The 23,228-nt window shown below is 63.7% G+C and carries 23 protein-coding genes and 1 other RNA gene; 12 read left to right on the top strand and 12 right to left on the bottom strand.

Features of this window, described 5'->3' with window-relative positions; all coding sequences use genetic code 11:
- Positions 1 to 292 precede the first annotated feature (292 nt).
- Together purB and DXT59_RS09770 are read right to left on the bottom strand one after the other, a co-directional pair.
- On the bottom strand, positions 293 to 1,681 hold the full coding sequence (gene purB / locus DXT59_RS09775; protein WP_116136782.1) for an adenylosuccinate lyase: 1,389 nt from the start codon (positions 1,679 to 1,681) through the stop codon (positions 293 to 295).
- Between the two features lie 136 nt (positions 1,682 to 1,817).
- Entirely contained in the window at positions 1,818 to 3,218 is a 1,401-nt protein-coding gene (locus DXT59_RS09770) for an MFS transporter (protein WP_116136781.1), read from the bottom strand.
- A gap of 367 nt (positions 3,219 to 3,585) precedes the next feature.
- Between DXT59_RS09770 and DXT59_RS09760 the strand changes: the two genes are divergently transcribed.
- From DXT59_RS09760 to DXT59_RS09750, 3 genes are all read left to right on the top strand, one after another.
- Complete coding sequence (locus tag DXT59_RS09760) at positions 3,586 to 4,545, top strand: LysR family transcriptional regulator (RefSeq protein WP_116136701.1); 960 nt, start codon at positions 3,586 to 3,588, stop codon at positions 4,543 to 4,545.
- A 168-nt stretch (positions 4,546 to 4,713) separates the two neighbouring features.
- Positions 4,714 to 6,018, top strand: coding sequence for a Glu/Leu/Phe/Val family dehydrogenase (locus DXT59_RS09755; RefSeq protein ID WP_116136700.1), 1,305 nt, complete (start codon positions 4,714 to 4,716; stop codon positions 6,016 to 6,018).
- Between the two features lie 190 nt (positions 6,019 to 6,208).
- On the top strand, positions 6,209 to 6,934 hold the full coding sequence (locus tag DXT59_RS09750) for an amino acid ABC transporter ATP-binding protein (protein ID WP_116136699.1): 726 nt from the start codon (positions 6,209 to 6,211) through the stop codon (positions 6,932 to 6,934).
- A 38-nt stretch (positions 6,935 to 6,972) separates the two neighbouring features.
- Here the strand turns inward: DXT59_RS09750 and DXT59_RS09745 are convergent, their stop codons facing one another.
- Positions 6,973 to 7,878 (bottom strand): class II glutamine amidotransferase, encoded by a 906-nt coding sequence (locus tag DXT59_RS09745; RefSeq protein ID WP_116136698.1) that lies wholly within the window; start codon positions 7,876 to 7,878, stop codon positions 6,973 to 6,975.
- 227 nt (positions 7,879 to 8,105) lie between these two features.
- Here DXT59_RS09745 and pyrC point away from each other — a divergent pair, with 227 nt between their 5' ends.
- From pyrC to rnpB, 3 genes are all read left to right on the top strand, one after another.
- Positions 8,106 to 9,176, top strand: a complete 1,071-nt coding sequence (pyrC, locus tag DXT59_RS09740; RefSeq protein ID WP_116136697.1) for a dihydroorotase — start codon at positions 8,106 to 8,108, stop codon at positions 9,174 to 9,176.
- 33 nt (positions 9,177 to 9,209) lie between these two features.
- Positions 9,210 to 10,061, top strand: a complete 852-nt coding sequence (locus DXT59_RS09735; RefSeq protein ID WP_116136696.1) for a DUF3025 domain-containing protein — start codon at positions 9,210 to 9,212, stop codon at positions 10,059 to 10,061.
- A 28-nt stretch (positions 10,062 to 10,089) separates the two neighbouring features.
- Positions 10,090 to 10,501: RNase P RNA component class A (gene rnpB / locus DXT59_RS09730), an RNA gene on the top strand.
- A gap of 49 nt (positions 10,502 to 10,550) precedes the next feature.
- On the opposite strand, the gene DXT59_RS09725 is transcribed toward rnpB, so the two are convergent.
- A complete protein-coding gene (locus DXT59_RS09725) occupies positions 10,551 to 10,973 on the bottom strand; it encodes an OsmC family protein (protein ID WP_116136695.1) in 423 nt (140 codons plus the stop codon).
- Between the two features lie 533 nt (positions 10,974 to 11,506).
- On the opposite strand from DXT59_RS09725, the gene rplM reads away from it, so the two are divergent.
- The 3 genes from rplM to erpA all read left to right on the top strand — a co-directional run bounded on the left by rplM (position 11,507) and on the right by erpA (position 12,945).
- Positions 11,507 to 11,935: a 50S ribosomal protein L13 gene (gene rplM / locus DXT59_RS09720; RefSeq protein ID WP_102609495.1), complete on the top strand. Its 429-nt coding sequence runs from the start codon at positions 11,507 to 11,509 to the stop codon at positions 11,933 to 11,935.
- Between the two features lie 11 nt (positions 11,936 to 11,946).
- Complete coding sequence (rpsI, locus tag DXT59_RS09715; RefSeq protein ID WP_102643874.1) at positions 11,947 to 12,339, top strand: 30S ribosomal protein S9; 393 nt, start codon at positions 11,947 to 11,949, stop codon at positions 12,337 to 12,339.
- A gap of 240 nt (positions 12,340 to 12,579) precedes the next feature.
- Positions 12,580 to 12,945 (top strand): iron-sulfur cluster insertion protein ErpA, encoded by a 366-nt coding sequence (gene erpA, locus DXT59_RS09710; RefSeq protein ID WP_116136694.1) that lies wholly within the window; start codon positions 12,580 to 12,582, stop codon positions 12,943 to 12,945.
- A gap of 24 nt (positions 12,946 to 12,969) precedes the next feature.
- Here erpA and DXT59_RS09705 read toward each other — a convergent pair whose 3' ends face one another.
- Positions 12,970 to 14,202: an anhydro-N-acetylmuramic acid kinase gene (locus DXT59_RS09705; protein WP_116136693.1), complete on the bottom strand. Its 1,233-nt coding sequence runs from the start codon at positions 14,200 to 14,202 to the stop codon at positions 12,970 to 12,972.
- 142 nt (positions 14,203 to 14,344) lie between these two features.
- Between DXT59_RS09705 and tyrS the strand changes: the two genes are divergently transcribed.
- From tyrS to DXT59_RS09690, 3 genes are all read left to right on the top strand, one after another.
- A complete protein-coding gene (tyrS, locus tag DXT59_RS09700; RefSeq protein WP_116136692.1) occupies positions 14,345 to 15,592 on the top strand; it encodes a tyrosine--tRNA ligase in 1,248 nt (415 codons plus the stop codon).
- Positions 15,593 to 15,661: 69 nt separating this feature from the next.
- On the top strand, positions 15,662 to 16,120 hold the full coding sequence (gene dtd / locus DXT59_RS09695) for a D-aminoacyl-tRNA deacylase (RefSeq protein WP_116136691.1): 459 nt from the start codon (positions 15,662 to 15,664) through the stop codon (positions 16,118 to 16,120).
- A 22-nt stretch (positions 16,121 to 16,142) separates the two neighbouring features.
- On the top strand, positions 16,143 to 16,814 hold the full coding sequence (locus DXT59_RS09690) for a histidine phosphatase family protein (RefSeq protein ID WP_116136690.1): 672 nt from the start codon (positions 16,143 to 16,145) through the stop codon (positions 16,812 to 16,814).
- Between the two features lie 12 nt (positions 16,815 to 16,826).
- Here DXT59_RS09690 and DXT59_RS09685 read toward each other — a convergent pair whose 3' ends face one another.
- The 7 genes from DXT59_RS09685 to DXT59_RS09655 form a co-directional block, all read right to left on the bottom strand.
- Positions 16,827 to 17,621, bottom strand: coding sequence for a DUF3800 domain-containing protein (locus DXT59_RS09685; protein WP_240324461.1), 795 nt, complete (start codon positions 17,619 to 17,621; stop codon positions 16,827 to 16,829).
- 79 nt (positions 17,622 to 17,700) lie between these two features.
- Positions 17,701 to 18,642, bottom strand: coding sequence for an oxygenase MpaB family protein (locus DXT59_RS09680; RefSeq protein WP_116136688.1), 942 nt, complete (start codon positions 18,640 to 18,642; stop codon positions 17,701 to 17,703).
- A 38-nt stretch (positions 18,643 to 18,680) separates the two neighbouring features.
- A complete protein-coding gene (gene ruvB / locus DXT59_RS09675) occupies positions 18,681 to 19,748 on the bottom strand; it encodes a Holliday junction branch migration DNA helicase RuvB (RefSeq protein ID WP_116136687.1) in 1,068 nt (355 codons plus the stop codon).
- A gap of 56 nt (positions 19,749 to 19,804) precedes the next feature.
- A complete protein-coding gene (gene ruvA, locus DXT59_RS09670) occupies positions 19,805 to 20,386 on the bottom strand; it encodes a Holliday junction branch migration protein RuvA (RefSeq protein ID WP_116136686.1) in 582 nt (193 codons plus the stop codon).
- Positions 20,387 to 20,463: 77 nt separating this feature from the next.
- Positions 20,464 to 21,006 carry a crossover junction endodeoxyribonuclease RuvC gene (gene ruvC, locus DXT59_RS09665; protein WP_116136685.1) on the bottom strand — a complete coding sequence of 181 codons (543 nt, stop codon included), beginning with the start codon at positions 21,004 to 21,006 and terminating at the stop codon, positions 20,464 to 20,466.
- 115 nt (positions 21,007 to 21,121) lie between these two features.
- The gene (locus DXT59_RS09660; protein WP_240324457.1) at positions 21,122 to 22,273 is read right to left on the bottom strand and encodes a DSD1 family PLP-dependent enzyme; all 1,152 of its coding nucleotides are present in this window, start codon (positions 22,271 to 22,273) and stop codon (positions 21,122 to 21,124) included.
- A 9-nt stretch (positions 22,274 to 22,282) separates the two neighbouring features.
- Positions 22,283 to 23,065 (bottom strand): hypothetical protein, encoded by a 783-nt coding sequence (locus DXT59_RS09655; protein ID WP_116136683.1) that lies wholly within the window; start codon positions 23,063 to 23,065, stop codon positions 22,283 to 22,285.
- Positions 23,066 to 23,228: the final 163 nt, after the last annotated feature.

Raw genomic sequence — 23,228 nt, 5'->3', positions numbered from 1 at the left:
TAAGGAAAATCGATATGAACGGAGATTTGCGTCGCTCATGCTGGCCCTCTGGTTGGTATTTGTTTTGATTATAAAAGCGAAACCTTACGGCGCGATGAAATTTGAGTAATGCGATTCGCATTAGGAAATCAGTAATATTCAAATAATTATCGGAAATGATGACGAGGTTCTGTAGTTTTTCGAACCGCGATGAGGAGGGGGAAAGCGCAAACCGCAAGCGCGTGCGGTCGGGCGGCGGGGCGGGCATTGAAGGGCGGGGTACATGGCCCCCGCCCGCGAGCGAAATCGCTTTTTAGCCGATGCGTTTCGCCAATTCGACCGCTTTGCCCGTGTACGACGCGGGCGTCATCGCCATCAACAGCGCCTTTGCATCGTCCGGGATCGCGAGCTTGGCGATGAACTCCTGCAGCGCTTCCCGTGTGATGCCCTTGCCGCGCGTCAGCTCCTTCAGTTGCTCGTACGGATTTTCGATGCCGAAGCGGCGCATGACCGTCTGCACGGGTTCGGCGAGCACTTCCCAGCATCCGTCGAGGTCTTCGTTCAGACGAGCCGGATTGACTTCGAGCTTGTCCAACCCGCGGATCAACGCGTCGTAAGCGAGCAGCGAATAGCCGAGCGCCACGCCCATGTTGCGCAGGACCGTGGAATCGGTCAGGTCGCGCTGCCAGCGCGAGACCGGGAGCTTGTCGGCCAGATGGCGCAGCGTGGAGTTCGCGAGACCGAGATTGCCCTCCGAGTTCTCGAAGTCGATCGGGTTGACCTTGTGCGGCATCGTCGACGAGCCGATCTCGCCGGCCTTCGTTTTTTGCTTGAAGTAGCCGAGCGAGATGTAGCCCCAGACGTCGCGGTCGAGGTCGAGCAAGATCGTATTGGCGCGCGCGCAGGCATCGAACAGCTCGGCCATGTAATCGTGCGGCTCGATTTGAATCGTGTACGGGTTGAACGTGAGCTTCAGGCGCTGTTCGATCACGTTGCGCGAGAACGTTTCCCAGTCGAAGTCCGGATAGGCCGACAGATGCGCGTTGTAGTTGCCCACGGCGCCGTTCATCTTGCCGAGGATCTCGACCTTCGCGATGCGCTCGATCGCGCGCGAAAGGCGCGCGGCGACGTTGGCGATTTCCTTGCCGAGCGTCGTCGGGCTGGCCGGCTGGCCGTGCGTGCGCGAGAGCATCGGCTGCTCGGCGTGCGCGTGCGCTAGTGCAACGAGGCGGCCGTGGACCGAACGCAGCGCCGGCAGGATCACGTGCTCGCGCGCACCGGCCAGCATGAGGCCGTGCGAGGTGTTGTTGATGTCTTCGGAGGTGCAGGCGAAGTGAATGAATTCGCTGGCGCGTTCGAGTTCGGCTTGGCCTTTGACCGATTCCTTGAGCCAGTACTCCACGGCCTTGACGTCGTGGTTCGTGACGCGCTCGATTTCCTTGATGCGCGCGGCGTCATGCGCAGAAAAACGCGCGACGAGATCGAGCAGGAATCGTTCGGCCGCTTCCGAGAAACGCGGGATTTCCGCGAAGCCGGCTTGCGAGAGCGCAATGAGCCAATGAACTTCGACCGTCACGCGATGGCGCATGAACGCGGCTTCGGAGAGCCAGTCGCGCAGGGCTTCGGTCTTGGCCGCGTAGCGGCCGTCGAGCGGCGAGAGGGCGGTGAGGGCAAACAGCGTATCGGCGCGGGTATCGGACATGATCGGCATCGCGCTCGAGGCGCGGGTTCGGGTACGGAGGGAGAACCCGCGATTTTACCACCGCCGGGGCCATGCTCCACGACGCTAGGCCCCGGCCCATGTCCAGCGGGCCGCATTGCGCGCGGCCCGCTGCGCGTCATTCGCCGGCTGCCGCGGCGTGCGGGACGTGCGCCGGCGGTGCGGCTTCGAGCGCGGCCCCGGCCGGGCTGGCCCAGACGAGCCATTGTCCGCGCAGCGCGAGAATCGCGAGGCACGCGCAAGCCGCGAGCGCGCCGAACGTCGCGAAGCCCATTTGGTAGCTGCCCGTGCTTTCCTTGGCGATACCCATGACCACGGGCAGATAGAAGCCGCCGATGCCGCCCGCCGCGCCGATCACGCCGGAGAGCAGGCCGGTCTTGCCTTTCCAGCGATGCGGGACGAGTTGAAACGTGGCGCCGTTGCCCAAGCCGAATGCGATGTAGAGGCACACGAGGATCGCGATGCCTCCGCCGAGCGGCGGCATCCAAGCCGCGAAGAGGATGTCGGCTGCCGAGATCGCGGCCAGCAGGCCAGTCAGTGCGCGCACGCCCGTGATTCGATCGGCGACATAGCCGCCGACCGGCCGCACGATCGCGCCGAGGAAGGCGAGCAGCGACATGAACAAGCCCGCCTCGAGTTTGGGCATTTGATACAGCGTGGTGAGTAGCAGCGTCACGTAGGAGGACATGCCGACGAAGCCGCCGAATGTGATGCTGTAGACGAGCATCATGACCCACGTATCGCGTTCGGCGAGCACGGAGCGGTAGCGGGCGGGCAAGAGCGCGATCGCGCCCGCCGCGCCGAGGACCGGCAACAGGAGCACGCCGGTGCGGCCAGAGCCGAATGCGCCGGCGTGGACGGCCAGCACGAGTACGATCAGGCCCGCGAGGATCGTCGCGAACCCCGCGAGCGCGCGCCCGACGCTTCCGGCCTTCTCGCCCCGGTCGTCGCCCCAGGCGAACAGCGCTAGACCGGCGATGGCGAGCAGCGGCAACGCGGCGGCCGTGGCGTATTGCCAGCCGAGCGCATCGGCTACGCGCGGGAAGAGAAAGCCGTCGAGCACCGCGCCGATGTTGCCGGCGGCTGCCAGCCCGAGCACGAGGCCCTGAACCTTCGGCGGATAGCTGCTGCCGGCCATCGGCAGCGCGACGGCGAAGCTTGCGCCGCCCACGCCCAGAAATACGCCTAGCACGAGCAGCAGCGTGTACGACGGCGTCGCCGGCACGAGCGGCAGCACGATCGTGGGGACGGCCGAGAGCAGCACGCCCATCAGCGCGACGCGGCGGCCGTTCGCCGATTGATAGAGGTTGCCGAGCGCCACGCGCAAGATTGCTGCCGAAAGCACCGGTACGGCGACGAGAAAGCCTTGCTGCGCCGCCGTCATCGCGATGCTCTTGCCGATGAACGGCGCGAGGGGACCGTACAGGACCCAGACCGTGAAGCCGGTGTCGAAGTAAAGGAAGCAGGCGAGGAGCGAGCGCCAATTGCCGCTCCTTAGCGCATGTTGCAGGTTCTTCATGATCGTCCTCGCGTCGGATGAATCGTAATGGGCATGGATGCCGTCGCGCGGCATGGCGGGCCGCGCGACGGCTCGCCAACGCAAGCCCTATGCCATCGGCGGCACCCGGATCCGGTCCGCTTCGGGCAATGCCACGCCCTGCTTGTGATTGCGGCATTCGTCATGCTTGTTTATTGCGGGCCGTGCCCGCGCGCGAGTGCTCGCGCACAGTGCCGCCCCGCGCACTGGCATCGCGCGGGCGGCACCGCCGATGTGCCCGGCGCGCATCCATGGTGCGTTGCATCAACGTTGCCATGCGGACGCGCGCCGTTCGCTCGGGGCCGCCCGGTACAATGCCGGCGTCGTTCATCGTTCGGCTGCGCCCCACATGGAACTCAAATGGCTTGAAGACTTCGTATCGCTCGCCGAAACGCGCAGCTTCAGCCGTTCGGCGCAACTGCGGCATGTGACGCAGCCCGCGTTTTCCCGCCGCATCCAGGCGCTCGAGGCATGGCTCGGCACAGAGCTGATCGATCGCTCGGTCTATCCGACGCGGCTCACGCAGGCCGGCGAGGTCTTCCGCGAGCAGGCGCTCGCGATGCTCTCGCACATGCACGAGTCGCGGATCTTGCTGCGCGGGCAGGCCGGCGCGCCCGCGGCGACGATCGAGTTCGCTGTGCCGCATACGCTTTCGTTGACCTATTTCCCGAAGTGGCTGCAACGCATCGAGGCGCAGATGGGCCCGATCCACACGCGGCTGCGCGCGTTGAACGTGCACGATGCGGTGCTCTCCCTCGTCGAGGGCGGTTGCGACTTGGTGATGGGCTATCACCATCCGAGTCATCCGGTGGCGCTCGATCCGGGACGCTACGACATGCTCACGCTCGGCTTCGAACCGATCAGTCCGTTTTCGGCCCCGGGGCGCGCGGGCCGCGCGCGCTATCTGCTGCCGGGCACGCCCGATGCCCCTGTCCCCTATCTGTCTTACACGCCGAACGCTTACCTCGGACGCATGACCGAAGTCATCGTGGCGAACGCGCCGGAGCGGTTGTGCCTCGATCGCGTCTATGAAACGGACATGGCCGAGGCGCTCAAGGCAATGGCGCTCGCCGGACACGGCGTCGCGTTCTTGCCGCACAGCGCGGTCGAGGATGCCGTGGCGGCGGGCGATCTGATCCGGCTCGATCGCGCCGCGTCGCGCGGTCTGCCCGCCGATCGCTTCACGTTGACGATGGAAATCCGCTTGTATCGCGACAAGCTCGCGAGCAACGCCGACGATCCGCGCCAAGCGCTCGTGCGCCGCTTATGGCAGGTCGTCGCCGGCGAGCTCGGCGTGACCGAAGCGTGAGCATCCGGCTAGCGATGGCGCTCGCCCGGCAAGGGGAGGGCGCGCCACGCTGCCGTGGACTAGCCGGCACGTTATGCAAGAAAGGCATAACGGGATGACCAAACGGCATTGGATTTCAAAATGCCCTTTTTCGACAATGGCGCACATTCAGTGACCGTTGGAGCGTCCATGTCCTCGCAATTGCAGTCCACCACGTCTGCACAATCGATCCCCTCGTACCTTCATGCCGACGATCTCGGCCCGTGGGGAAACTATCTGCGTCAAGTCGATCGCGTCGCGCCGTACCTCGGTTCGTCGTCGCGTTGGCTCGAAACACTGAAGCGTCCGAAGCGCATTTTGATCGTCGACGTGCCCATCGAACTCGATAACGGCACGGTGGCGCATTTCGAAGGCTATCGCGTTCAGCACAACGTCTCGCGCGGTCCCGGCAAGGGCGGCGTGCGTTATCACCAAGACGTGACGCTCTCCGAAGTGATGGCGCTCTCCGCCTGGATGTCGGTCAAGAATGCGGCCGTGAACGTGCCGTACGGCGGTGCGAAGGGCGGTATCCGCGTCGATCCGCGCAAGCTCTCGCGCGGCGAACTCGAGCGCGTGACGCGCCGCTACACGAGCGAGATCGGCATCATCATCGGACCGAACACGGACATTCCCGCGCCTGACGTCAACACGAACGAGCAGATCATGGCGTGGATGATGGATACGTACTCGATGAACCAGGGCCAAACGGCCACGGGCGTCGTGACGGGTAAGCCGATTTCGCTGGGCGGCTCGCTGGGCCGCCGCGAAGCGACGGGCCGCGGCGTGTTCGTCGTGGGCACGGAAGCGGCGCGCCGCGTGGGCCTCGACATCCAGGGCGCGCGCATCGCCGTGCAAGGCTTCGGCAACGTGGGCGGGATCGCCGCGCGTCTGTTCGAAGAAGCGGGCGCGAAGGTCATCGCCGTGCAAGATCATACGGGCTCGCTCTATAAGGCGAGCGGCATCGATACGAACGCGTTGCTCGCCCACGTGGCGAACACGGGCGGCGTGGGCGGCTTCACGGGCGCCGATCCGCTCGCGAACGACGAGTTCTGGACGATCGAGAGCGACATCTTGATTCCGGCCGCGCTCGAAAACCAGATCACGGAAAAGAACGCCGGCAAGATCAAGACGAAGATCATCGTCGAAGGGGCGAATGGCCCGACGACGACGGCGGCCGACGACATCTTGCACGACAAGGGCGTGTTGATTATCCCCGACGTCGTGGCCAACGCGGGCGGCGTGACCGTCTCGTACTTCGAGTGGGTACAAGACTTCTCGAGCTTCTTCTGGACCGAGGACGAGATCAACCAGCGTCTCGAGCGCGTGATGCGCGAAGCGTTCAACGCCGTGTGGCAGGTGGCGAGCGAGAACAAGGTGTCGATGCGCACGGCGGCGTTCATCGTCGCATGTAAGCGGATTTTGATGGCGCGCGAAATGCGCGGCCTGTATCCCTGATTCCCTCTTCGCCACAAGCGAAACGGGTTTGACTTGCCGGCGGCGCCCCTCACGGCGCATCCGGCTTGCCCTGGACGGGCGGCATCGAAAAGGTGCCGCCCGTTTTCCGTATGGGACAAGGCCGCGTATCATGCGAGGGTTTCGTCGGCATGAGCCGCGCGCGGCGAGCGTTTTGGCAAAGGGATTCCGGATGATTTCGATCAAGCACGTTTCGAAGTGGTACGGCACGTTTCAAGTGCTCAACGATTGCACGACGCAAGTCGAGAAAGGCGAAGTGGTCGTCGTTTGCGGGCCGTCGGGCTCCGGCAAATCGACGCTCATCAAGACTGTGAACGGCCTCGAGGCGTTTCAGGAAGGCGAGATCGTCGTCGACGGCCAATCGCTGCGCGATGCCCAGACGAACCTATCGAAGCTGCGTTCGAAGGTGGGCATGGTGTTTCAGCACTTCGAATTGTTCCCGCATCTGTCGATTATGGAGAACCTCACGCTCGCGCAGGTGAAAGTGCTCGGCCGTTCGACGGACGAAGCCGCCGACAAAGGCTTGGCGCTGCTCGATCGCGTCGGTCTCAAAGCCCAGGCCGACAAGTTTCCCGCCCAACTATCGGGCGGTCAGCAACAGCGCGTGGCCATCGCGCGCGCTCTCTCGATGGATCCGGTGGCGATGTTGTTCGACGAGCCTACGTCCGCGCTCGATCCCGAGATGATCAACGAAGTGCTCGACGTGATGGTCGAGTTGGCGCAAGAAGGAATGACGATGATGTGCGTGACCCACGAAATGGGATTCGCTAAGAAGGTCGCGCACCGCGTCATCTTCATGGACCGTGGGGCGATCGTCGAGGACGACCGTAAAGAGGCCTTTTTCGACAATCCGAAGTCCGATCGCGCGAAGGAATTTCTCGCGAAGATCCTGCACTGATCGCGCACGCGGCCGGGGGGCCGCGCTGCGTCGCGAATTTACGATTCGAAGGCCGCGATGTCGTCGGCGTCCGCGCTGGACGCCGCGAGCGGTGCACGCATCGACGCGGACGCGCTGGCATCGCAGGCGGGATTGCGCGCTTTCTCGAGCACGCTCAAAGGCACCGGAATATGCGTTTGCGCCGTGACCTCGCCGTCCTGGAACATCAATAGATCGCCCGGCGCGAAGGCGGTCCAGACTTCGTCGTCGGTGAGCGGCTGTGTCGCGATGACCGCGACGCGATCCTCGGGCGTCGTGTATTGCGCGAAATCGATCGACATATCCGCATCGATCAAATGCGCCGTCGAAAACGGCCAGCGCCGCACGATGTAGTGCAGATGGGTCGAGCAGTGCGCGAAGAGGGCCTGGCCGTTCGACATCAAGAAATTGAACACGCCGTAATTCGTGACCTCGCGCGTGAGCGCGGCGAGCGCATCGAAGAGTTCCTGCAGCGGCGGCTGCGCGCCGGGAAACGCGCGACGCAAGCCTTGCATCAAGGCGCAAAACGCGAGTTCGCTGTCGGTCGTGCCGACCGGTTGATAGACGCCGGTGATCTCGGGCCGGTACGCCTGCAGATCGCCGTTGTGCGCAAAGATCCAATGCCGGCCCCATAACTCCCGCATGAACGGATGGCAGTTCTCCAGCAGGATATGGCCTTGCGTCGCCTTACGGATATGCGCGATCGTGTTCTTCGATTTGATGGGATAGCGTTTGACCATCTCGGCAACCGGCGAGGTGGCCGACGATTGATGATCGATGAACAAACGACAGGCTTTGTCTTCGAAGAAGGCGATACCCCAGCCGTCCGCATGGTGGTCGGTGATGCCGCCGCGGGCAGCGAAGCCCGTGAAGGAGAACGTGACGTCCGTCGGCGCGGCGCAGTTCATTCCGAGGAGTTGGCACATTTTACGGCTGGTGGTGCGTGTGAATGGGCGGGCGCGCACGGCGAACCCGCTACAATATGTTTTTTTGAAGCATATACCGGACCGCCGGCCGAAAAAAGCGAAATCCGCGAGCGCGACCGTGCGGCCGTTGCGGTTTTTCCACGATGGCTCTCGGCTTGCTTCGTATTCGTTTTCCACTTCTCATGGCCGCGCGGGTTGCCCGCTAGGCCTCTAGCCAGACTTTCGCCATGACCGCTTCCGATTCCGCCGCGAGCGAGCGCACCTCGCTTACCTTGGCCCGCCCCGACGATTGGCATTTGCATTTGCGCGACGGCGAGATGCTGAGCGCCGTGTTGCCGCATACCGTTCGCCAGTTCGGCCGCGCGATCGTCATGCCGAACCTGAAGCCGCCCGTCACCACGGTGGATGCGGCGCGCGCGTATCGCGACCGCATTCTTGCGGCGTTGCCGATCGGTGCCAAGTTCGAGCCGTTGATGACGCTGTATTTGACCGACAATACGCCGCCGGACGAAATCCGGCGGGCGCGCGAGAGCGGCTTCGTGCATGGCGTGAAGCTTTATCCCGCAGGCGCGACGACCAATTCCGATTTCGGCGTGACCGATCTATCGAAATGCGCCAAGACGCTCGAGACGATGCAGGAAGTCGGCATGCCGTTGCTCGTACATGGGGAAGTCACGGATTCGTCGATCGACTTGTTCGACCGCGAGAAGGTCTTCATCGATCGCGTGATGACGCCGCTGCGCCGCGATTTTCCGGCGCTGAAGGTCGTGTTCGAACACATTACGACGCAAGACGCGGCGCAATACGTGCGCGACGACGGCGCGCCGGCCGGGCTGTTGGGCGCGACGATCACGGCGCATCATTTGCTCTACAACCGCAACGCGATCTTTCAGGGCGGAATTCGCCCCCATTACTATTGCCTTCCGGTGCTCAAGCGGGAAACGCACCGGGTCGCGCTCGTGGAGGCGGCGACGTCGGGCAATCCGCGCTTTTTCCTGGGCACCGACAGCGCTCCGCACCCCAAGGGCCTGAAGGAGCATGCGTGCGGCTGCGCCGGTTGCTACACGGCGCTGCATGCGCTCGAACTTTATGCGGAGGCCTTCGAGAACGCGGGCGCGCTCGATAAGCTCGAAGGATTCGCGAGCTTCTTCGGCCCCGATTTTTACGGTCTGCCGCGCAGCGGCGAACGGGTGACGCTCGTGCGCGAAAGCTGGACGCTGCCCGCCGAGATCGTCGCGGGTGAAGCGTCGGTCGTCCCGCTGCGCGCGGGCGAGGCGATCGGCTGGCGACTCGCCTGACGCGGGCGCACCCGAAGCCGGCACCGGTACGAGATGACGCTGCAAGAATCCGCGAGTGCGCTCGAAGGCGGTTTGTCCGTCGCAGGTCTTGATCGAATAGACTGGTCGGCGCCTTGGCTGGCGCCTTACCAGCAGCGTGGCAGGCGCTGGCGTGAGCGTGCCCACGCCGATCCGGGCGGCTATGTCCGGATGCTCGCATCCGAGGCCGGCGAAGCGGGACATCTGACCGGCGCCGGCCGCCCGCTTTCGTTCATCGAACAGTCGGAATTGCCGCCCCGCGTCGCCTATGAAACGCATATCGCGCAGACCGGTTGCGTGCCGACGCGCCGCAACCTGCACGATTTTTTCAACGCGCTCGTCTGGTTCACTTATCCGGGCGTGAAGGCGATGCTCAACGCTCGGCAATCCAGAGCGATCGAGCGAAGCGGGGTGGGCGCCGAGCGCGGGGCCGAACGCGACTTCCTTACGCTGTTCGACGAAAACGCGCTGCTCTTCGTCTGCGCCGATCCGTCCTTGAGCACGGCGCTCAAAGCGTTCGAATGGCGGCGGTTGTTGATCGAAGAGCGTGCCGCGTGGGGCGAGCGCTGCGAGGTTCGGGTGTTCGGCCATGCGTTGCTCGAGAAGCTGATCGCCCCTTACAAGGCCTGCACGGGCCACGCATGGATCGTTGCGGCGCCCCCCGAGTACTTCGCCTGGCCCGGCGAGCGCCGGGGGGCGTGGCTCGATCGCACGGTTGCGGCATCGCTGGGTGAAGGCGTCCTCGACGCCGGCCGTTACGCGCCGCTGCCTGTGCTCGGCGTGCCCGGATTTTGGCCCGCCAATGTCGATCCGCTCTTTTACGACGACCCGCAGGTGTTTCGCGCGGGGCGGCGCCGGCCGCGATGACCTGGCCGGTGGTAAACTGCGCGTCAGCAAAGTAGGCCAGGCAGTCGCGGCTTTCCCGGCTCGCGCCGGGAAGGGCGAGGAAAGTCCGGACTCCATAGGGCAGGGTGATGGCTAACGGCCATCCGTGGCGACACGCGGAACAGGGCAACAGAGAGCAAACCGCCGATGGCCCGGTGCAAACCGGGATCAGGTAAGGGTGAAACGGTGCGGTAAGAGCGCACCGCGTCTGCGGCGACGTAGACGGCACGGTAACCTCCACCCGGAGCAATTCCAAATAGGCAGGCACGCGTCTTCGGATGCAAGGCGGGGCCCCCGTCTTGCCTGCGGGTAGGAAGCTCGAGCGCGTCAGCAATGGCGCGCCTAGAGGAATGGCTGCCACGGTTGCGATGCCGCAAGGTATCGAAACCGCACAGAATCCGGCTTACCGGCCTGCTTTGCTTTTCTTCCGATGCTCGCCGATCGCGCGCTCCGTGCGGCGATCGAGCGGGTTCAGGCTTCGACGATGTCGAACGAGTGCGAGAGGTCGGCCGTCTTGGCCATCATGATCGAGGCCGAGCAATATTTATCGTGCGATAGGTTGATCGCGCGCTCGACGGTAGCTGGGTTCAGGTTCTTGCCCGTCACCGTGAAATGGAAGTGGATCTTCGTGAAGACCTTCGGGTCTTCGCTTGCGCGCTCGGCTTTGAGCGTCACCGAGCAGCCCGCGATTTCCTGCCGGCTCTTCTTCAAGATCATGACGACGTCGTATGCCGTGCATCCGCCCGTGCCGAGCAGCACCATCTCCATCGGACGCGGCGCCAGATTGCGCCCGCCGCCTTCCGGTGCGCCGTCCATCATGGCCAGGTGGCCGCTGCCTGTCTCGGCGGCGAACGCCATCCCGTCCGGACCCATCCAGCTCACTTTGCATTCCATGGCGCAACTCCCGGTTTTCTGACATTGAGATTCGACGGACTGGCATTGTAGCCCCGGTCGAGCGGGAGGGTCCGTTCGGAATAAGCATATCGACATCTCGCATTATGAGATCTCTTTTCGCGATGCAAATTTTCTTGCCTACCGGCCCATCGCTCTGTACAATGCGTTTCATTGATTGCCGGTTGCGGCAATCTCCGCATGTCTCCTCCACCCTCCTCCTTAGGTGGATTAAGCCCGAGCCCAGAGTTCGGGCTTTTTTTTTGCCCTTGGCTTCCGGCGGCCCCGCCGGCAACGGCGTTGCCGATACCGGCACCGCCGCGGCGCGCGTTTTCGATGGCCGCCTCGAAGCGTGGGCGGCGTGCTTGCCGCCCATCGAGAACGGCTTTGACGCGCGCTGTCAAATTCCTTTATAATTCAGGGCTTTTCCGCATTCATGCCCGCGGAAGAAGAACAGGGAGAGCCTGCACGGTGCCTCGATGCGCCACATCCAAGCAGGAAAAACACGAAGGGCAAGTCAATTTTTTGGATCGATCATGAAGACGTTTTCCGCCAAAGCCGAAGAGGTGACGCGCGAATGGTACGTGATTGACGCGACGGATAAGGTTCTCGGCCGTGTCGCCAGCGAAGTGGCACGCCGTCTTCGCGGCAAGCATAAGCCTGAGTTCACTCCGCACGTCGACACCGGTGATTTCATCATCGTCATCAACGCCGGCAAGCTGAAGGTCACGGGCAACAAGACCACCGACAAGAAGTACTACCGTCACTCGGGCTACCCGGGCGGCATCTACGAAACGACGTTCGGCAAGATGCAAGAACGCTTCCCGGGCCGTGCGCTCGAGAAGGCGGTCAAGGGCATGCTGCCGAAGGGCCCGCTCGGCTACGCGATGATCAAGAAGCTGAAGGTCTACGCAGAAGCCACGCATCCGCATTCGGCTCAACAGCCGAAGGCGCTCGAGATCTAAGGGGAGCCCATATGATCGGTAATTGGAACTACGGTACGGGCCGCCGCAAGAGCGCCGTCGCTCGTGTCTTCATCAAGGCAGGCAAGGGCGACATCGTCGTCAACGGCAAGCCCATCGCGGATTACTTCTCGCGTGAAACGTCGCTGATGATCGTGCGTCAGCCGCTTGAGCTCACGAACCACGCCACGACGTTCGACATCAAGGTCAACGTGTCGGGCGGCGGTGAAACGGGTCAAGCCGGTGCCGTTCGCCACGGCATCACGCGCGCGCTGATGGATTACGACGCGACGCTGAAGCCGGCCCTGTCGAACGCCGGCTTCGTGACGCGTGACGCGCGTGAAGTCGAACGTAAGAAGGTCGGCTTCCACAAGGCACGCCGCCGGAAGCAATTCTCGAAGCGTTAATCGTTTCGAAGCGCGCCGCCGCCAAGCGGTGCGCCGCCGAAAGAGCCGCCGTTGCATGCGCACGGCGGCTTTTTCGTTTTGCGGTGCGTGCGCCGTCGCGGCGAGCCAGTCAGGCTATCGCCCTGGCTCATGCCTGCGTGCTCGAGAACCCATTGCATTCATAGGGTTACCGAAGACGGGCAGAGCACGAGTTGCCGAAGGGCCATACAATAGCGCTAGAAGCTTTTTTGGAGAGTTCGAATGAACGCCGTCACCGATACCGCCGTGACTGAAATGCCGAGCCCCTTCGTCTTCACGGACGCGGCGGCTGACAAAGTGAAGCAACTGATCGACGAGGAAGGCAACCCCGACCTGAAGCTGCGCGTGTTCGTGCAAGGCGGCGGCTGCTCGGGCTTTCAGTATGGTTTCACGTTCGACGAAGCGATCAACGAAGACGACACCGTCATGAATAAAGGTGGCGTGCAATTGTTGATCGATTCGATGAGCTACCAATATCTGGTCGGCGCCGAGATCGACTATAAGGACGATATCAACGGCGCGCAGTTCGTGATCAAGAACCCGAATGCCACGACCACCTGCGGTTGCGGCTCGTCTTTCTCGGTTTGACCGATCGCTGAGCGGGGCCCGCGCTCAGCGCGGGTAAATCGCGCCCAGCACGCGCTCCCCCGCCGCCCCCGTCACGGCCGGCAAGTTGCCGGCCGCCCGCTGCGTGCAACGCATCGCGAGCCAGGCGAAAGCCAGCGCTTCGACGTGATGCGGCGGCACGCCAAGCGCTTCCGTCGTCATGACGGGCACGCCGCTGACTCCGCTGTGCTCGAGCGCCTGTTCGAGCGCCTTGAGCAGTTCCGGATTGCGCGCACCTCCGCCGCATACATAGACGGCCCGGCATCCCGGCGCGTGCCGTTCGATGTCGCGCGCGATGCTCACGGCGGTTAGCGCGGCGAGCGTCGCTTGCACATCGGCGGGCGCGAGCATTTCGAAACCGGCCAGTTTGGCGTCGAGCCACTTTTCGTTGAACAGATCGCGGCCCGTGCTTTTGGGCGGAGCCTGCCCGAAAAACGGTTCGTCGAGCAACACGTTCAATAGCGCTTGGTGCACGGTGCCGCTGGCCGCGAATCGACCGCCTTCGTCGTAGGGCGTGCCCAAGTGACGCCGCGCCCATTCGTCGAGCAGCACGTTGGCGGGCCCGCAGTCGAAACCGCGGACGGCCTCGCCGTCGGTCCCGCCGCCCGCCGCACCCGCGCGCAGGCGCGCCGGCGGCAATATCGTGATATTGCTGATTCCGCCGAGATTGCAAACGACGCGCGTTTCGTCCTGCGCTCCGAACACCTGAGCATGAAACGCCGGGACGAGCGGCGCGCCTTGCCCGCCGGCCGCGACATCGCGGCTGCGGAAGTCGGCGATCACGTCGATATGCGTCATCTCCGCGAGCAGCGCGGGATTGTTGATCTGGCGCGTGTAGCCTTTTTCCGGGCGGTGGCGCACGGTTTGGCCATGCACGCCGATCGCCCGTACGCGCGTGGGCGCGATGTTCGCGCTGCGCAGCAACTCGTGACAACATACGGCATAGCGTGCCGCGAGCGCCGATGCGGCCAGCGCCTCGCGCTCGATTTCGTTCTCGCCGGGTTGCTGCAAGGCGAAGAGCGCGTCGCGTAGACCGTCGGCGAAACCGACGAAGGCATCGGCCAGCACGCGCGGCGGACCGTCCGCCCGAAACTCGACGGCGATACCGTCGACCCCGTCCATGCTCGTGCCCGACATCAGCCCGAAATAGACGTTGTCGGCGTCCTTTTGAGTCGCGCTCGCGGCCAATTGTTGCTCCTCGTCTGGGTTGCGGACCTTAGCGGCCCGAGGCAAGCGCATGCGCGCTTTTCTCGCCGGACCGATTATCCGCGAGAACGGCCCGATCTGCTAAGGGCCGCATGAACGCGTCAGCCGCCGCGTCAGATATGGGACAATTGAGGCTTTTGCACCATCCGACACCCGGATCAACCGATTGCGCACAATGAGCACCGAGTCCACGTCCAAGCCCGCCTCGCCCTTTCCGATCACGGACGAGGTTCGCCATGCGCTTGCCGTCGCCAAGCGCGGCGCCGATGAATTGCTGATCGAGGAAGAGTTCGCGCAGAAGCTCGCCCGCAGCGCGGCGACGGGCACGCCGCTGCGAATCAAGCTGGGCCTCGATCCGACCGCTCCCGATATCCATATCGGCCATACGGTCGTGCTCAACAAGATGCGTCAATTGCAGGACTTAGGCCATACGGTCATTTTCCTGATCGGCGATTTCACGTCGCTGATCGGCGATCCCTCGGGGCGCAACGCAACGCGTCCGCCGCTCACGCGCGAGCAAATCGAATCGAACGCCAAGACGTACTTCGAGCAGGCCGCCCTCGTGCTCGATCGCGAAAAGACCGAAATCCGCTACAACAGCGAATGGTCGATGCCACTGGGTGCCGATGGCATGATCAAATTGGCGTCGCGCTACACGGTCGCGCGTATTCTCGAACGCGAGGATTTCACGAAGCGGTTCCAAGGCGGCGTGCCCATCTCGATCCATGAGTTCTTGTACCCGTTGATGCAAGGCTACGACTCGGTCGCGCTGAACGCCGATCTCGAACTGGGCGGCACCGATCAGAAGTTCAACCTGCTCGTTGGCCGCGAGTTGCAGAAGCAATACGGCCAGGAGCAGCAGTGCATTTTGACGATGCCCCTGCTGGAGGGCCTCGACGGCGTCGAGAAGATGTCGAAGTCGAAGAACAACTACGTCGGCATCAGCGAAAAGCCGGCCGATATGTTCGGCAAGATCATGAGCATTTCGGACGACTTGATGTGGCGCTATTTCGAGCTACTGTCGTTCCGCAGTCTCGACGAAATCGCGCATTTCCGGCGCGAGGCGCAAGAAGGGCGCAATCCGCGCGACTTCAAGGTGCTGCTGGCGCAGGAAATCGTCGCACGGTTCCACTCGCAGGCCGACGCCGAGCGCGCGCTCGACGACTTCAACCACCGCGCGAAGGGTGGCGTGCCCGACGATATCCCGTCGGTCACCCTCGCGGGTGCGCCGCTCGCGATCGGCCAATTGCTCAAGCAAGCGGGGCTGGTGGCGTCCACGAGCGAGGCGCTGCGCAACGTAGAACAAAGCGGTGTGCGAATCGACGGCACGGTGATTTCTGATAAGGGCCTCAAGGTCGAGGCCGGTGAATATGTCGTGCAGGTCGGCAAACGCCGATTCGCGCGCGTGACGCTGACGGCGTAAGGAGATGCTCGTGTCCTGGTTGCGTCTGCCGACCACCCCGCGGTACCGCGCCGATAGCGCAATGCTGCTGTGATCGCCCTGATTCAACGTGTATCGCAGGCCAGCGTGCGCGTGGGCGAGCGCATTACGGGAGAGATTGGACCCGGGCTGCTTGCGCTCGTGTGCGCCGAGCGCGGCGATACGCAGGCGAGCGCCGACAAATTGCTGGCGAAGGTGCTCGGTTATCGCGTGTTCAGCGACGCCGCGGGCAAAATGAACCTGCCCATATCGAATATCGACGGGGCGGGCCGCGCGGGCGGCTTGCTGCTCGTTTCTCAGTTCACGTTGGCGGCCGATACGATGAGCGGCTTGCGGCCGAGCTTCACGCCGGCGGCGGCGCCCGAGGACGGCGAGCGTCTGTTCGACTACTTCGTCGCGTCGGCTCGCGCACGCCATCCGATCGTGGAGACGGGCGAGTTCGGGGCGATGATGCAGGTGTCGCTGATCAACGACGGGCCCGTGACGTTTTGGCTGCAAACACGTCCTTAATCTCTCCCTCGACGCGCTCTTGATGCCGACGCAAGTTCTTTTCATCCGACATGGAGAAACGCCTTGGAATCGCGTGAAGCGGATCCAAGGGCACATCGACATCCCGCTCGCCGATAGCGGGATCGAGCAGGCGCAGCGTCTCGCCGAGCGCTTCATGCGCGAAGCGCGTGACGGCATGCGGCTCGATGCGATCTACTCGAGCGATCTACAACGTGCGCAGCAAACGGCGAAGCCGACGGCCGATGCGCTCGGGATCGTTCCGCAGCTCGTGGACAGCTTGCGCGAGCGGGCTTACGGGATTTTCCAGGGCCATGACAGTCACGAGATCGCTCAGCGTTATCCCGACGACTATGCGCGCTGGCAAACGCGTGACCCTGGGTTTGCGCCAGCCGGCGGAGAATCAGTGCGCGCGTTCTATCACCGGATCGTTCATGCGGTCGGCGCGATCGTGGCGCAGCACCGGGGCGGCCGTATCGCTTGCGTGACGCACGGCGGCGTGCTCGATTGTATCTACCGCTATGCTCACGGGCTCGCGCTCGATGCGCCGCGTGATTATCCGTTGCTCAATACGAGCATCAATACGGTCGACTTCGATGAAGACGGAAAGGCCACCGTGCTTGCTTGGGCCGACGTTGCGCATTTGAGCGGCGCAAGCGAGGACGATGGGTTGGCGAAGGCGGGTGGGGCGCGTTAGTGGATCATGGCGTTATAACCGCGTCTTCTGCGATTCGCGGGATAGGTGGATGCAGCACCGATGGCTCACCCCGCGCAAAATAAGCGGTGGCGGGCCGCGCAGCGAGTGCGGGAGGGAAAGGGTACGCGTGAGTGTCGCTTTTGAATCGACGAATAGGGGCACTTCGGCGAAGTTTCGCAGCTTGCCGTTCGTATGCCCGATATTTTTGAACGTCCGATGTAACGCCTGCATATTGGCTTCTTCGTCGCGATTTCGGTCGAGTACGAGAATGCCACGCGCGGCTTCCTTGCGTTGACGGTATTTCCGAGCGAGAAAGAGATCGACTTTGGCGGCGACCACCTCGTAGCAGTAGGGCAATATGTCGGCCGCTCTCAACATTTGGCCTTTTTCTATGACGGCGGCAAAGATCACAGGTCGGGCCCGGGACGCTTTCAAAAGCCGGAGCACATCCGCCGTGGCTTGCACCCTATCCGTCGCTGAGATGCCTTCCCAACCTTCTTTTCGATTGCGCATCGGGGCCGCATGTAGCTCTAGATACCGGCCGCCGGCTTGCGGCTGGTACCGGTCAGCGATCGCATCCAACTCTAGTTCGAGCCAATGAGTTTGGCGCTCAAACACCATGACCCCGCCCAGTACAAAAAACCGGGTGGTTCGGTCGCCAGGCGTTCCGGATTCGTCAAGATACGTTAGATACACGCGGATAACACGACAAATGAAAACGGGCCGCCCAAAGGGCGACCCGTCAAAGTTGGTAAGCCAGGTGGAACAGTGCTCCAACGCGCTGTTAGGACAGCACTCCCGACTCATCGGCGAGTATAGCAAACGCAAGCGGCGCTGTGTGAAGCGACCATTCGTTACTACGCGCGAATGATAACCATCCCAAAATCTACGCTTCCGGGGATGCGGCCGCCCGTCGTCTCGCGCGTTTCGAAACGGCGTTGACGTGTGCCCATCGAACGACGGGGCTCAGGAGACGCACGCCCGGCCGGGCCAGGGCGGCCTGCATTCTGGCGAGCGGGCCGAAGCCGAGCATGGGCTGCGCCCAAGCGGGAATCAAATCGACTGCCGCGTCGAACATCAACCGTACTACGGGCTGCAAAAGCGCTCGCTCGGGCGCCGCGGCATGGCGCAAGATGCGGACGACTTCCTCCGTGCGTGGCCCCGCCTCGAGTTGTCCGCGCATCGACGCCAGATATTCGGCGACTTGGGCCCGTGTTTCGGGCACCTGGCCAGCGCCGAGCAGCTTGGCGATCAACGCCACTTCACCGTAGTAGCGGTCTTGATCGGCGAGGGACAGGGACGGATTCACATAGCGGATATGCGCCGCTAAAAAGCTCGATACCTCCGCGACGTGCACCCAGGTCAGCAAAGCAGGATCGCTCGCCCGGTAAGGCCTGCCATCGGGTGCGGCACCCGTGATGGAAAGATGGATATGTTTGACTCGCTCGATCAGCGCGAGCGCGTCGGCGCGCGAGCCGTAGGTCGTGCCGGCGATGAAAGTCGCGGTGCGCCGCAGGCGGCCGCGCATGTCGGTGCGGAACGTGGAGTGGTCCCAAACGCCCGCGAGCGCCAAAGGATGCAGCGCTTGCAGCATCAACGCGCTGATGCCACCGATCATCATCGACGTGAAATCGGCATGGACTTGCCAGCAGATCGTCTCGGGGCCGAATAATCCCGGGTCGCCGGGCGGATGCGCATAATCGAGCGTCGGACCGCTGCCGCTCGTTACGCTGAGCACGCCCTGCGAGATCCGTTGGCGCAGGCGCATGACGAACGCCGGATCCGCGGTGTCGGAGCCATTGCTGCCCTGGTTCGCCGGTTCGGACATCGCTCGGTGGCCTCGCCGCTTCGCTGCCTGCGGCGCGCTTACGCGCCCCCCGCGTCGTCCCACAGATTGCGGACGGGGCTTTGCGCATCGGGCGCCGAGAGGCCGAAGTGGCGGTATGCGGCCAGCGTCGCCACGCGTCCGCGCGGGGTGCGTTGCAGGAAGCCTTGCTGGATCAGGTAAGGTTCGAGGACGTCTTCGATCGTGTCGCGCTCCTCGCCGATCGCGGCAGCCAAATTGTCGACGCCGACGGGGCCGCCGTCGAATTTGTGCAAGATCGCTTCGAGTAGCTTGCGGTCCATCAGATCGAAGCCGACCGGGTCGACGTCGAGCATCGCCAGCGCCGCGTCGGCAATGCGGGCCGTAATCGCGCCATCGGCCTTGACCTCCGCGTAGTCTCGCACGCGCCGCAGCAGCCGGTTCGCGATCCGCGGCGTGCCGCGCGAGCGCTTGGCGATCTCGAGCGCACCGTCCGGGTGAATTTGCGCACCCAGCAGCGCCGCCGAACGGCGCACGATGCGCGAAAGCTGTTCGGCATCGTAGAACTCGAGGCGGGCGACGATACCGAAACGGTCGCGCAGCGGGTTCGTCAGCATGCCGGCCCGCGTGGTCGCGCCGACGAGCGTGAACGGTTGCAGATCGAGCTTGACGCTGCGCGCGGCGGGGCCCTCGCCGATCATGATGTCGATCTGGTAATCCTCGAGCGCGGGATACAGGATTTCCTCGACGACAGGCGAGAGCCGGTGGATTTCGTCGATGAAAAGAACGTCGTTCGCTTCGAGATTCGTCAATAACGCCGCGAGATCGCCCGCGCGTTCCAAAACCGGCCCCGACGTTTGGCGCAAATTCACGCCCATCTCCCGCGCGATGATATGCGCGAGCGTGGTCTTGCCGAGCCCCGGCGGCCCGAACAGCAACACGTGGTCGAGCGCTTCGGAGCGCCGTTTGGCCGCTTCGATAAAGATTTCGAGCTGCCCGCGCACCTTTTCCTGCCCGACGTATTCATCGAGTTGGCGCGGACGCAGCGCGCGCTCGAACGCTTCCTCGTGCGACGAGGCGGGGGTGGCGGCAATGATGCGCTCGCTGGCAAGCTTGTCGGTTTCGATCATGCTTGCCATTGTACCGCGCGCACCGGCCGCTTACGCCCGGTGCGGGTTCGTACCGGCTACGCTTTCGATAGCGCCTTGAGCGCGAGCTTGATGCCTTCCGAAACGCCGGTCCCGGCCGGGACGTTCTTGATCGCCGCCAGCGCCTCCTTTTCCGAGTAGCCGAGGGCCAGCAAAGCGTTCAGGATGTCGGAGGCATGATCGGACGGCGACACGCCGGCCGCCGCCGCACCCAAATCGGCGCCGAGCTTGCCCTTCAACTCGAGCAGCAGCCGCTCGGCCGTCTTCTTGCCGATGCCGGGCACGCGCGTGAGCCGGGCCGCGTCCTGCAGCGTGACGGCTTGCGCCAGTTCCTGCACGCTCATCCCCGACAGGACGGCCAGCGCCATGCGGGCGCCGATGCCGCTGATCTTGAGCAATTCGCGGAATGTCGCGCGCTCCTGCGCGGTGCCGAAGCCGTAGAGCAAGTGCGCGTCCTCGCGCACGATCAGTTGCGTGAGCAAGACGATTTTCTCGCCGGCGGACGGCAGGTTGTAGAACGTGCTCATCGGCACGTCGACCTCGTAGCCGACGCCGTTGCAGTCGACGAGCAAGTGGGGCGGGTTCTTTTCGAGCAGGATGCCGGCGATGCGACCAATCATGGCGGAGTAGGCTTAGCGTAAAGGTAGTTTGGCCGAGGGAGCACGAACTGTAGCATCGAAGCGGACCCTCGGTGGCACTATCCGATGAGTCGCCCCCGGCGCACGCGCAAACCTTTCTTGGCCAGAGCCGGAGCAATGCCGCCTAGCGTGTCGAGCGTATTGCCGCCATGCGCGTGGCAAATGGCCATGCCGAGCGCGTCGGCGGCGTCGGTGCCGGGTACCCCCGATAAGTTCAGCAGACGCACGACCATTTGCTGCATTTGCTCTTTCGTGGCTCTGCCGTAGCCCACGACCGCTTGCTTCAATTGCAGCGCCGTGTACTCGGCGACCGGCACGCCCCCGGCCACGAGCGCGCAAATCGCCGCCCCGCGCGCTTGGCCCAGCAGCAGCGTCGATTGCGGGTTGACGTTGACGAACACTTTTTCGATGGCCGACTGGTCGGGCGTATGCTGGCGCATCAGCGCCGACACGCCTTCGAAAATCGTGCCGAGACGGGAGGGCAGATCGCTGTCGGCGGTGCGGATCACGCCGCTCGTCACATAGGTGAGACGCTGACCCACTTGCTCGATGACGCCAAAACCCGTAACGCGCAAGCCCGGGTCGATGCCTAGGATTCTCATGAAAAAAAACCGGACGAAGTGCCCGAGATACTACAACGAACCCTGGCGCGCGCCTATGGCGCAACGGCGGACGATCGATCCCGCGATCGACGGGATTGACCGGCGACGCGGTGCCTCAGAGCTTGCCGCGTGCGTCGATCGGCCAGATATCGACGAGCATGTCGTCCACCACGACGTGATACCGGTCGTACAGATTGACGGTGGGATCGCAATGCGGCGTCGTGAATTCGATCCGCGCCGCAAGCGGCGGGCGATGCTCGGCATCGACGATGAGCTTGCCGTGTTCATCGCCGAAAAACGCGTACTGCGACGGCCCATCGACGCCTCGCGCCACGACGGGCGCGACGCTGTCGGTGGCGAAACTTTTTGCGCCGGCATCGACGGTGACCCAAGCGGGGGCTTGCGTGCTGACGACGGCGCTCTGCACGAACAGCGCCGTCTCATACGGCGGGCCGAGCGAATCGTTGCCAAGCACCCTGGCGTATTCGACGTCCATGAAGACGTACGAGCCCGGTTGCATTTCGGTAAAGACCCCTCCCGCCGCATCGGCCTCGTGCGTTCCCGTGCCGACGCCCGTGACGATTTCGATCGGCATGCCGGCCGATTCGAGCGCGTGGACGATTTCATCGACCTCGCATCGGAGTCGGGCGGCTGCGGCGTTGCGCTCGTCGCGCGCCGCGATATGTTGAAGATGTCCGCCGTACGCTTGCACGCCGCGCAGCCTCAATGATCCCGTTTCGGAGATCGTGCGGGCGAGTGCGAGGGCCGCCTCTACGTCGGTGACGCCGGTGCGGTGATAGCCGGATTGGTAATCGATAAGGACGTCGAGCGGATAGGCGAGGCGGGCGGCGAGCACGGCCAACTCGGCGACGTTGCACGCGTCGTCGACGACCAGCATGAGTTGACGCGGTCCCGCCTTCTCCGCCAGCGAGGCGAGCCGGCGCAGCTTGTTCGTGGTGACGACCGGCGATGTGATGAGTACGCCGGGAATACCGGCGTGCACCATCGCCTCGGCTTCGCCGAGCGTCGCGCAACTCACGCCGACCGCACCCGCGTCGATTTGCATTTGCGCGATGCGCGCGCACTTGTGGGTCTTCACATGCGGGCGCAACTCGATGCCGTGATGCTCGGCGGTGGCGGCCATTTTTGCAATGTTGCGCTCGAGCGCGGCTCGATCGAGCAGAAGCGCCGGCGTATCCAGCATATCGCGGCTACCGGCAACGCCGACGAGATAGGCGTTCGGACCAAGGGCAGGTGGACGTGACACGAAGGGCTCCTAGATGGGTACTCCGACGACCTTACCAAAAAACGATTTGGGCATGCGTTGATGAACGTGCGCCTCGACGAGGCACTCGCGCAGATCGGCAACCGCGACACCGGCTGCGACGGCCTTATCCGCGAGCCCGAACAGCGCGGCATCGACATCGAGGCCCGGGCCTGGGCGCAGGCGCGGCAGAAAGTGAGCGATCGCTTCGGCATCGAGGCCCAGCGCGAGTAAGAAGGCGACTTCGTGCTCGAGCGAAGAGAGTCTTCCGAGACCGTCGACGGCCGGGTGGTCCACGCGCTCGATACTGCAGCCGAAGCCGAACTGCGTCCAGTAGGTCGGAAATAATGCGGTGAACCGTTTTAGATTCGTCTCGTACGCGCTATAGACGATACCGACAATGGATTGGCTGGGGTGATGTTTCAGTAAAGACTTATCGAATACGAGCGCTTTGAGTCCCGTCGCATATCGATGAATGTTCAGTACGGTTTGCGTCGCGCCGACGTGCGTGCGATTGAGCAAGCGCATATCGGAGCGCACATAGCACTCTGCAAATTGTGCAACGTCTTCGCAGGGCAGGTCGCAATCCATGCGCCCCGCCACGTCCGCGCCGCACGATAGTCCGACGATTTGCGCATACGGGTCGCTGGCCGCGAGATTGCGGGAATGTGTGTCTTTCGCCCCGACGAGCGCGCGGCTGCACACCGAGACGAGCTCTATGGTGCGGACGAATTGCGTGATGAAGGTATGCTGTGCTTCGCTGAGCTTTTCGGGCTCGACGAGGGGGTAGTGCATCGGTCTGCTCCGGTGGCGGAGGAAACGCTGAGCATGACAGCGAATGAGTGGCAGCCCGCGCTAGGTGCAAGAATCAGACCGATTGAAGGGGAATCAATGCATTAGGCATGCACATAAAAAACCCGGCCATAGCCGGGTTCAGCGCGGCGACGCGAATCGCCGG

Origin of the sequence: Trinickia diaoshuihuensis, assembly GCF_003390925.1 — a bacterium.
GTDB classification, from domain to species: Bacteria; Pseudomonadota; Gammaproteobacteria; order Burkholderiales; family Burkholderiaceae; genus Trinickia; species Trinickia diaoshuihuensis.
This window is presented reverse-complemented; position numbering and strand designations above follow the sequence as displayed.

Bases quoted from the DNA above. Each gene is read 5' to 3' on its own strand.
- purB (WP_116136782.1), bottom strand. From the start codon at position 1,681: ATGTCCGATACCCGCGCCGATACGCTGTTTGCCCTCACCGCCCTCTCG.
- DXT59_RS09770 (WP_116136781.1), bottom strand. From the start codon at position 3,218: ATGAAGAACCTGCAACATGCGCTAAGGAGCGGCAATTGGCGCTCGCTC.
- DXT59_RS09760 (WP_116136701.1), top strand. From the start codon at position 3,586: ATGGAACTCAAATGGCTTGAAGACTTCGTATCGCTCGCCGAAACGCGC.
- DXT59_RS09755 (WP_116136700.1), top strand. From the start codon at position 4,714: ATGTCCTCGCAATTGCAGTCCACCACGTCTGCACAATCGATCCCCTCG.
- DXT59_RS09750 (WP_116136699.1), top strand. From the start codon at position 6,209: ATGATTTCGATCAAGCACGTTTCGAAGTGGTACGGCACGTTTCAAGTG.
- DXT59_RS09745 (WP_116136698.1), bottom strand. From the start codon at position 7,878: ATGTGCCAACTCCTCGGAATGAACTGCGCCGCGCCGACGGACGTCACG.
- pyrC (WP_116136697.1), top strand. From the start codon at position 8,106: ATGACCGCTTCCGATTCCGCCGCGAGCGAGCGCACCTCGCTTACCTTG.
- DXT59_RS09735 (WP_116136696.1), top strand. From the start codon at position 9,210: ATGACGCTGCAAGAATCCGCGAGTGCGCTCGAAGGCGGTTTGTCCGTC.
- DXT59_RS09725 (WP_116136695.1), bottom strand. From the start codon at position 10,973: ATGGAATGCAAAGTGAGCTGGATGGGTCCGGACGGGATGGCGTTCGCC.
- rplM (WP_102609495.1), top strand. From the start codon at position 11,507: ATGAAGACGTTTTCCGCCAAAGCCGAAGAGGTGACGCGCGAATGGTAC.
- rpsI (WP_102643874.1), top strand. From the start codon at position 11,947: ATGATCGGTAATTGGAACTACGGTACGGGCCGCCGCAAGAGCGCCGTC.
- erpA (WP_116136694.1), top strand. From the start codon at position 12,580: ATGAACGCCGTCACCGATACCGCCGTGACTGAAATGCCGAGCCCCTTC.
- DXT59_RS09705 (WP_116136693.1), bottom strand. From the start codon at position 14,202: ATGCGCTTGCCTCGGGCCGCTAAGGTCCGCAACCCAGACGAGGAGCAA.
- tyrS (WP_116136692.1), top strand. From the start codon at position 14,345: ATGAGCACCGAGTCCACGTCCAAGCCCGCCTCGCCCTTTCCGATCACG.
- DXT59_RS09690 (WP_116136690.1), top strand. From the start codon at position 16,143: ATGCCGACGCAAGTTCTTTTCATCCGACATGGAGAAACGCCTTGGAAT.
- DXT59_RS09685 (WP_240324461.1), bottom strand. From the start codon at position 17,621: ATGAGTCGGGAGTGCTGTCCTAACAGCGCGTTGGAGCACTGTTCCACC.
- DXT59_RS09680 (WP_116136688.1), bottom strand. From the start codon at position 18,642: ATGTCCGAACCGGCGAACCAGGGCAGCAATGGCTCCGACACCGCGGAT.
- ruvB (WP_116136687.1), bottom strand. From the start codon at position 19,748: ATGATCGAAACCGACAAGCTTGCCAGCGAGCGCATCATTGCCGCCACC.
- ruvA (WP_116136686.1), bottom strand. From the start codon at position 20,386: ATGATTGGTCGCATCGCCGGCATCCTGCTCGAAAAGAACCCGCCCCAC.
- ruvC (WP_116136685.1), bottom strand. From the start codon at position 21,006: ATGAGAATCCTAGGCATCGACCCGGGCTTGCGCGTTACGGGTTTTGGC.
- DXT59_RS09655 (WP_116136683.1), bottom strand. From the start codon at position 23,065: ATGCACTACCCCCTCGTCGAGCCCGAAAAGCTCAGCGAAGCACAGCAT.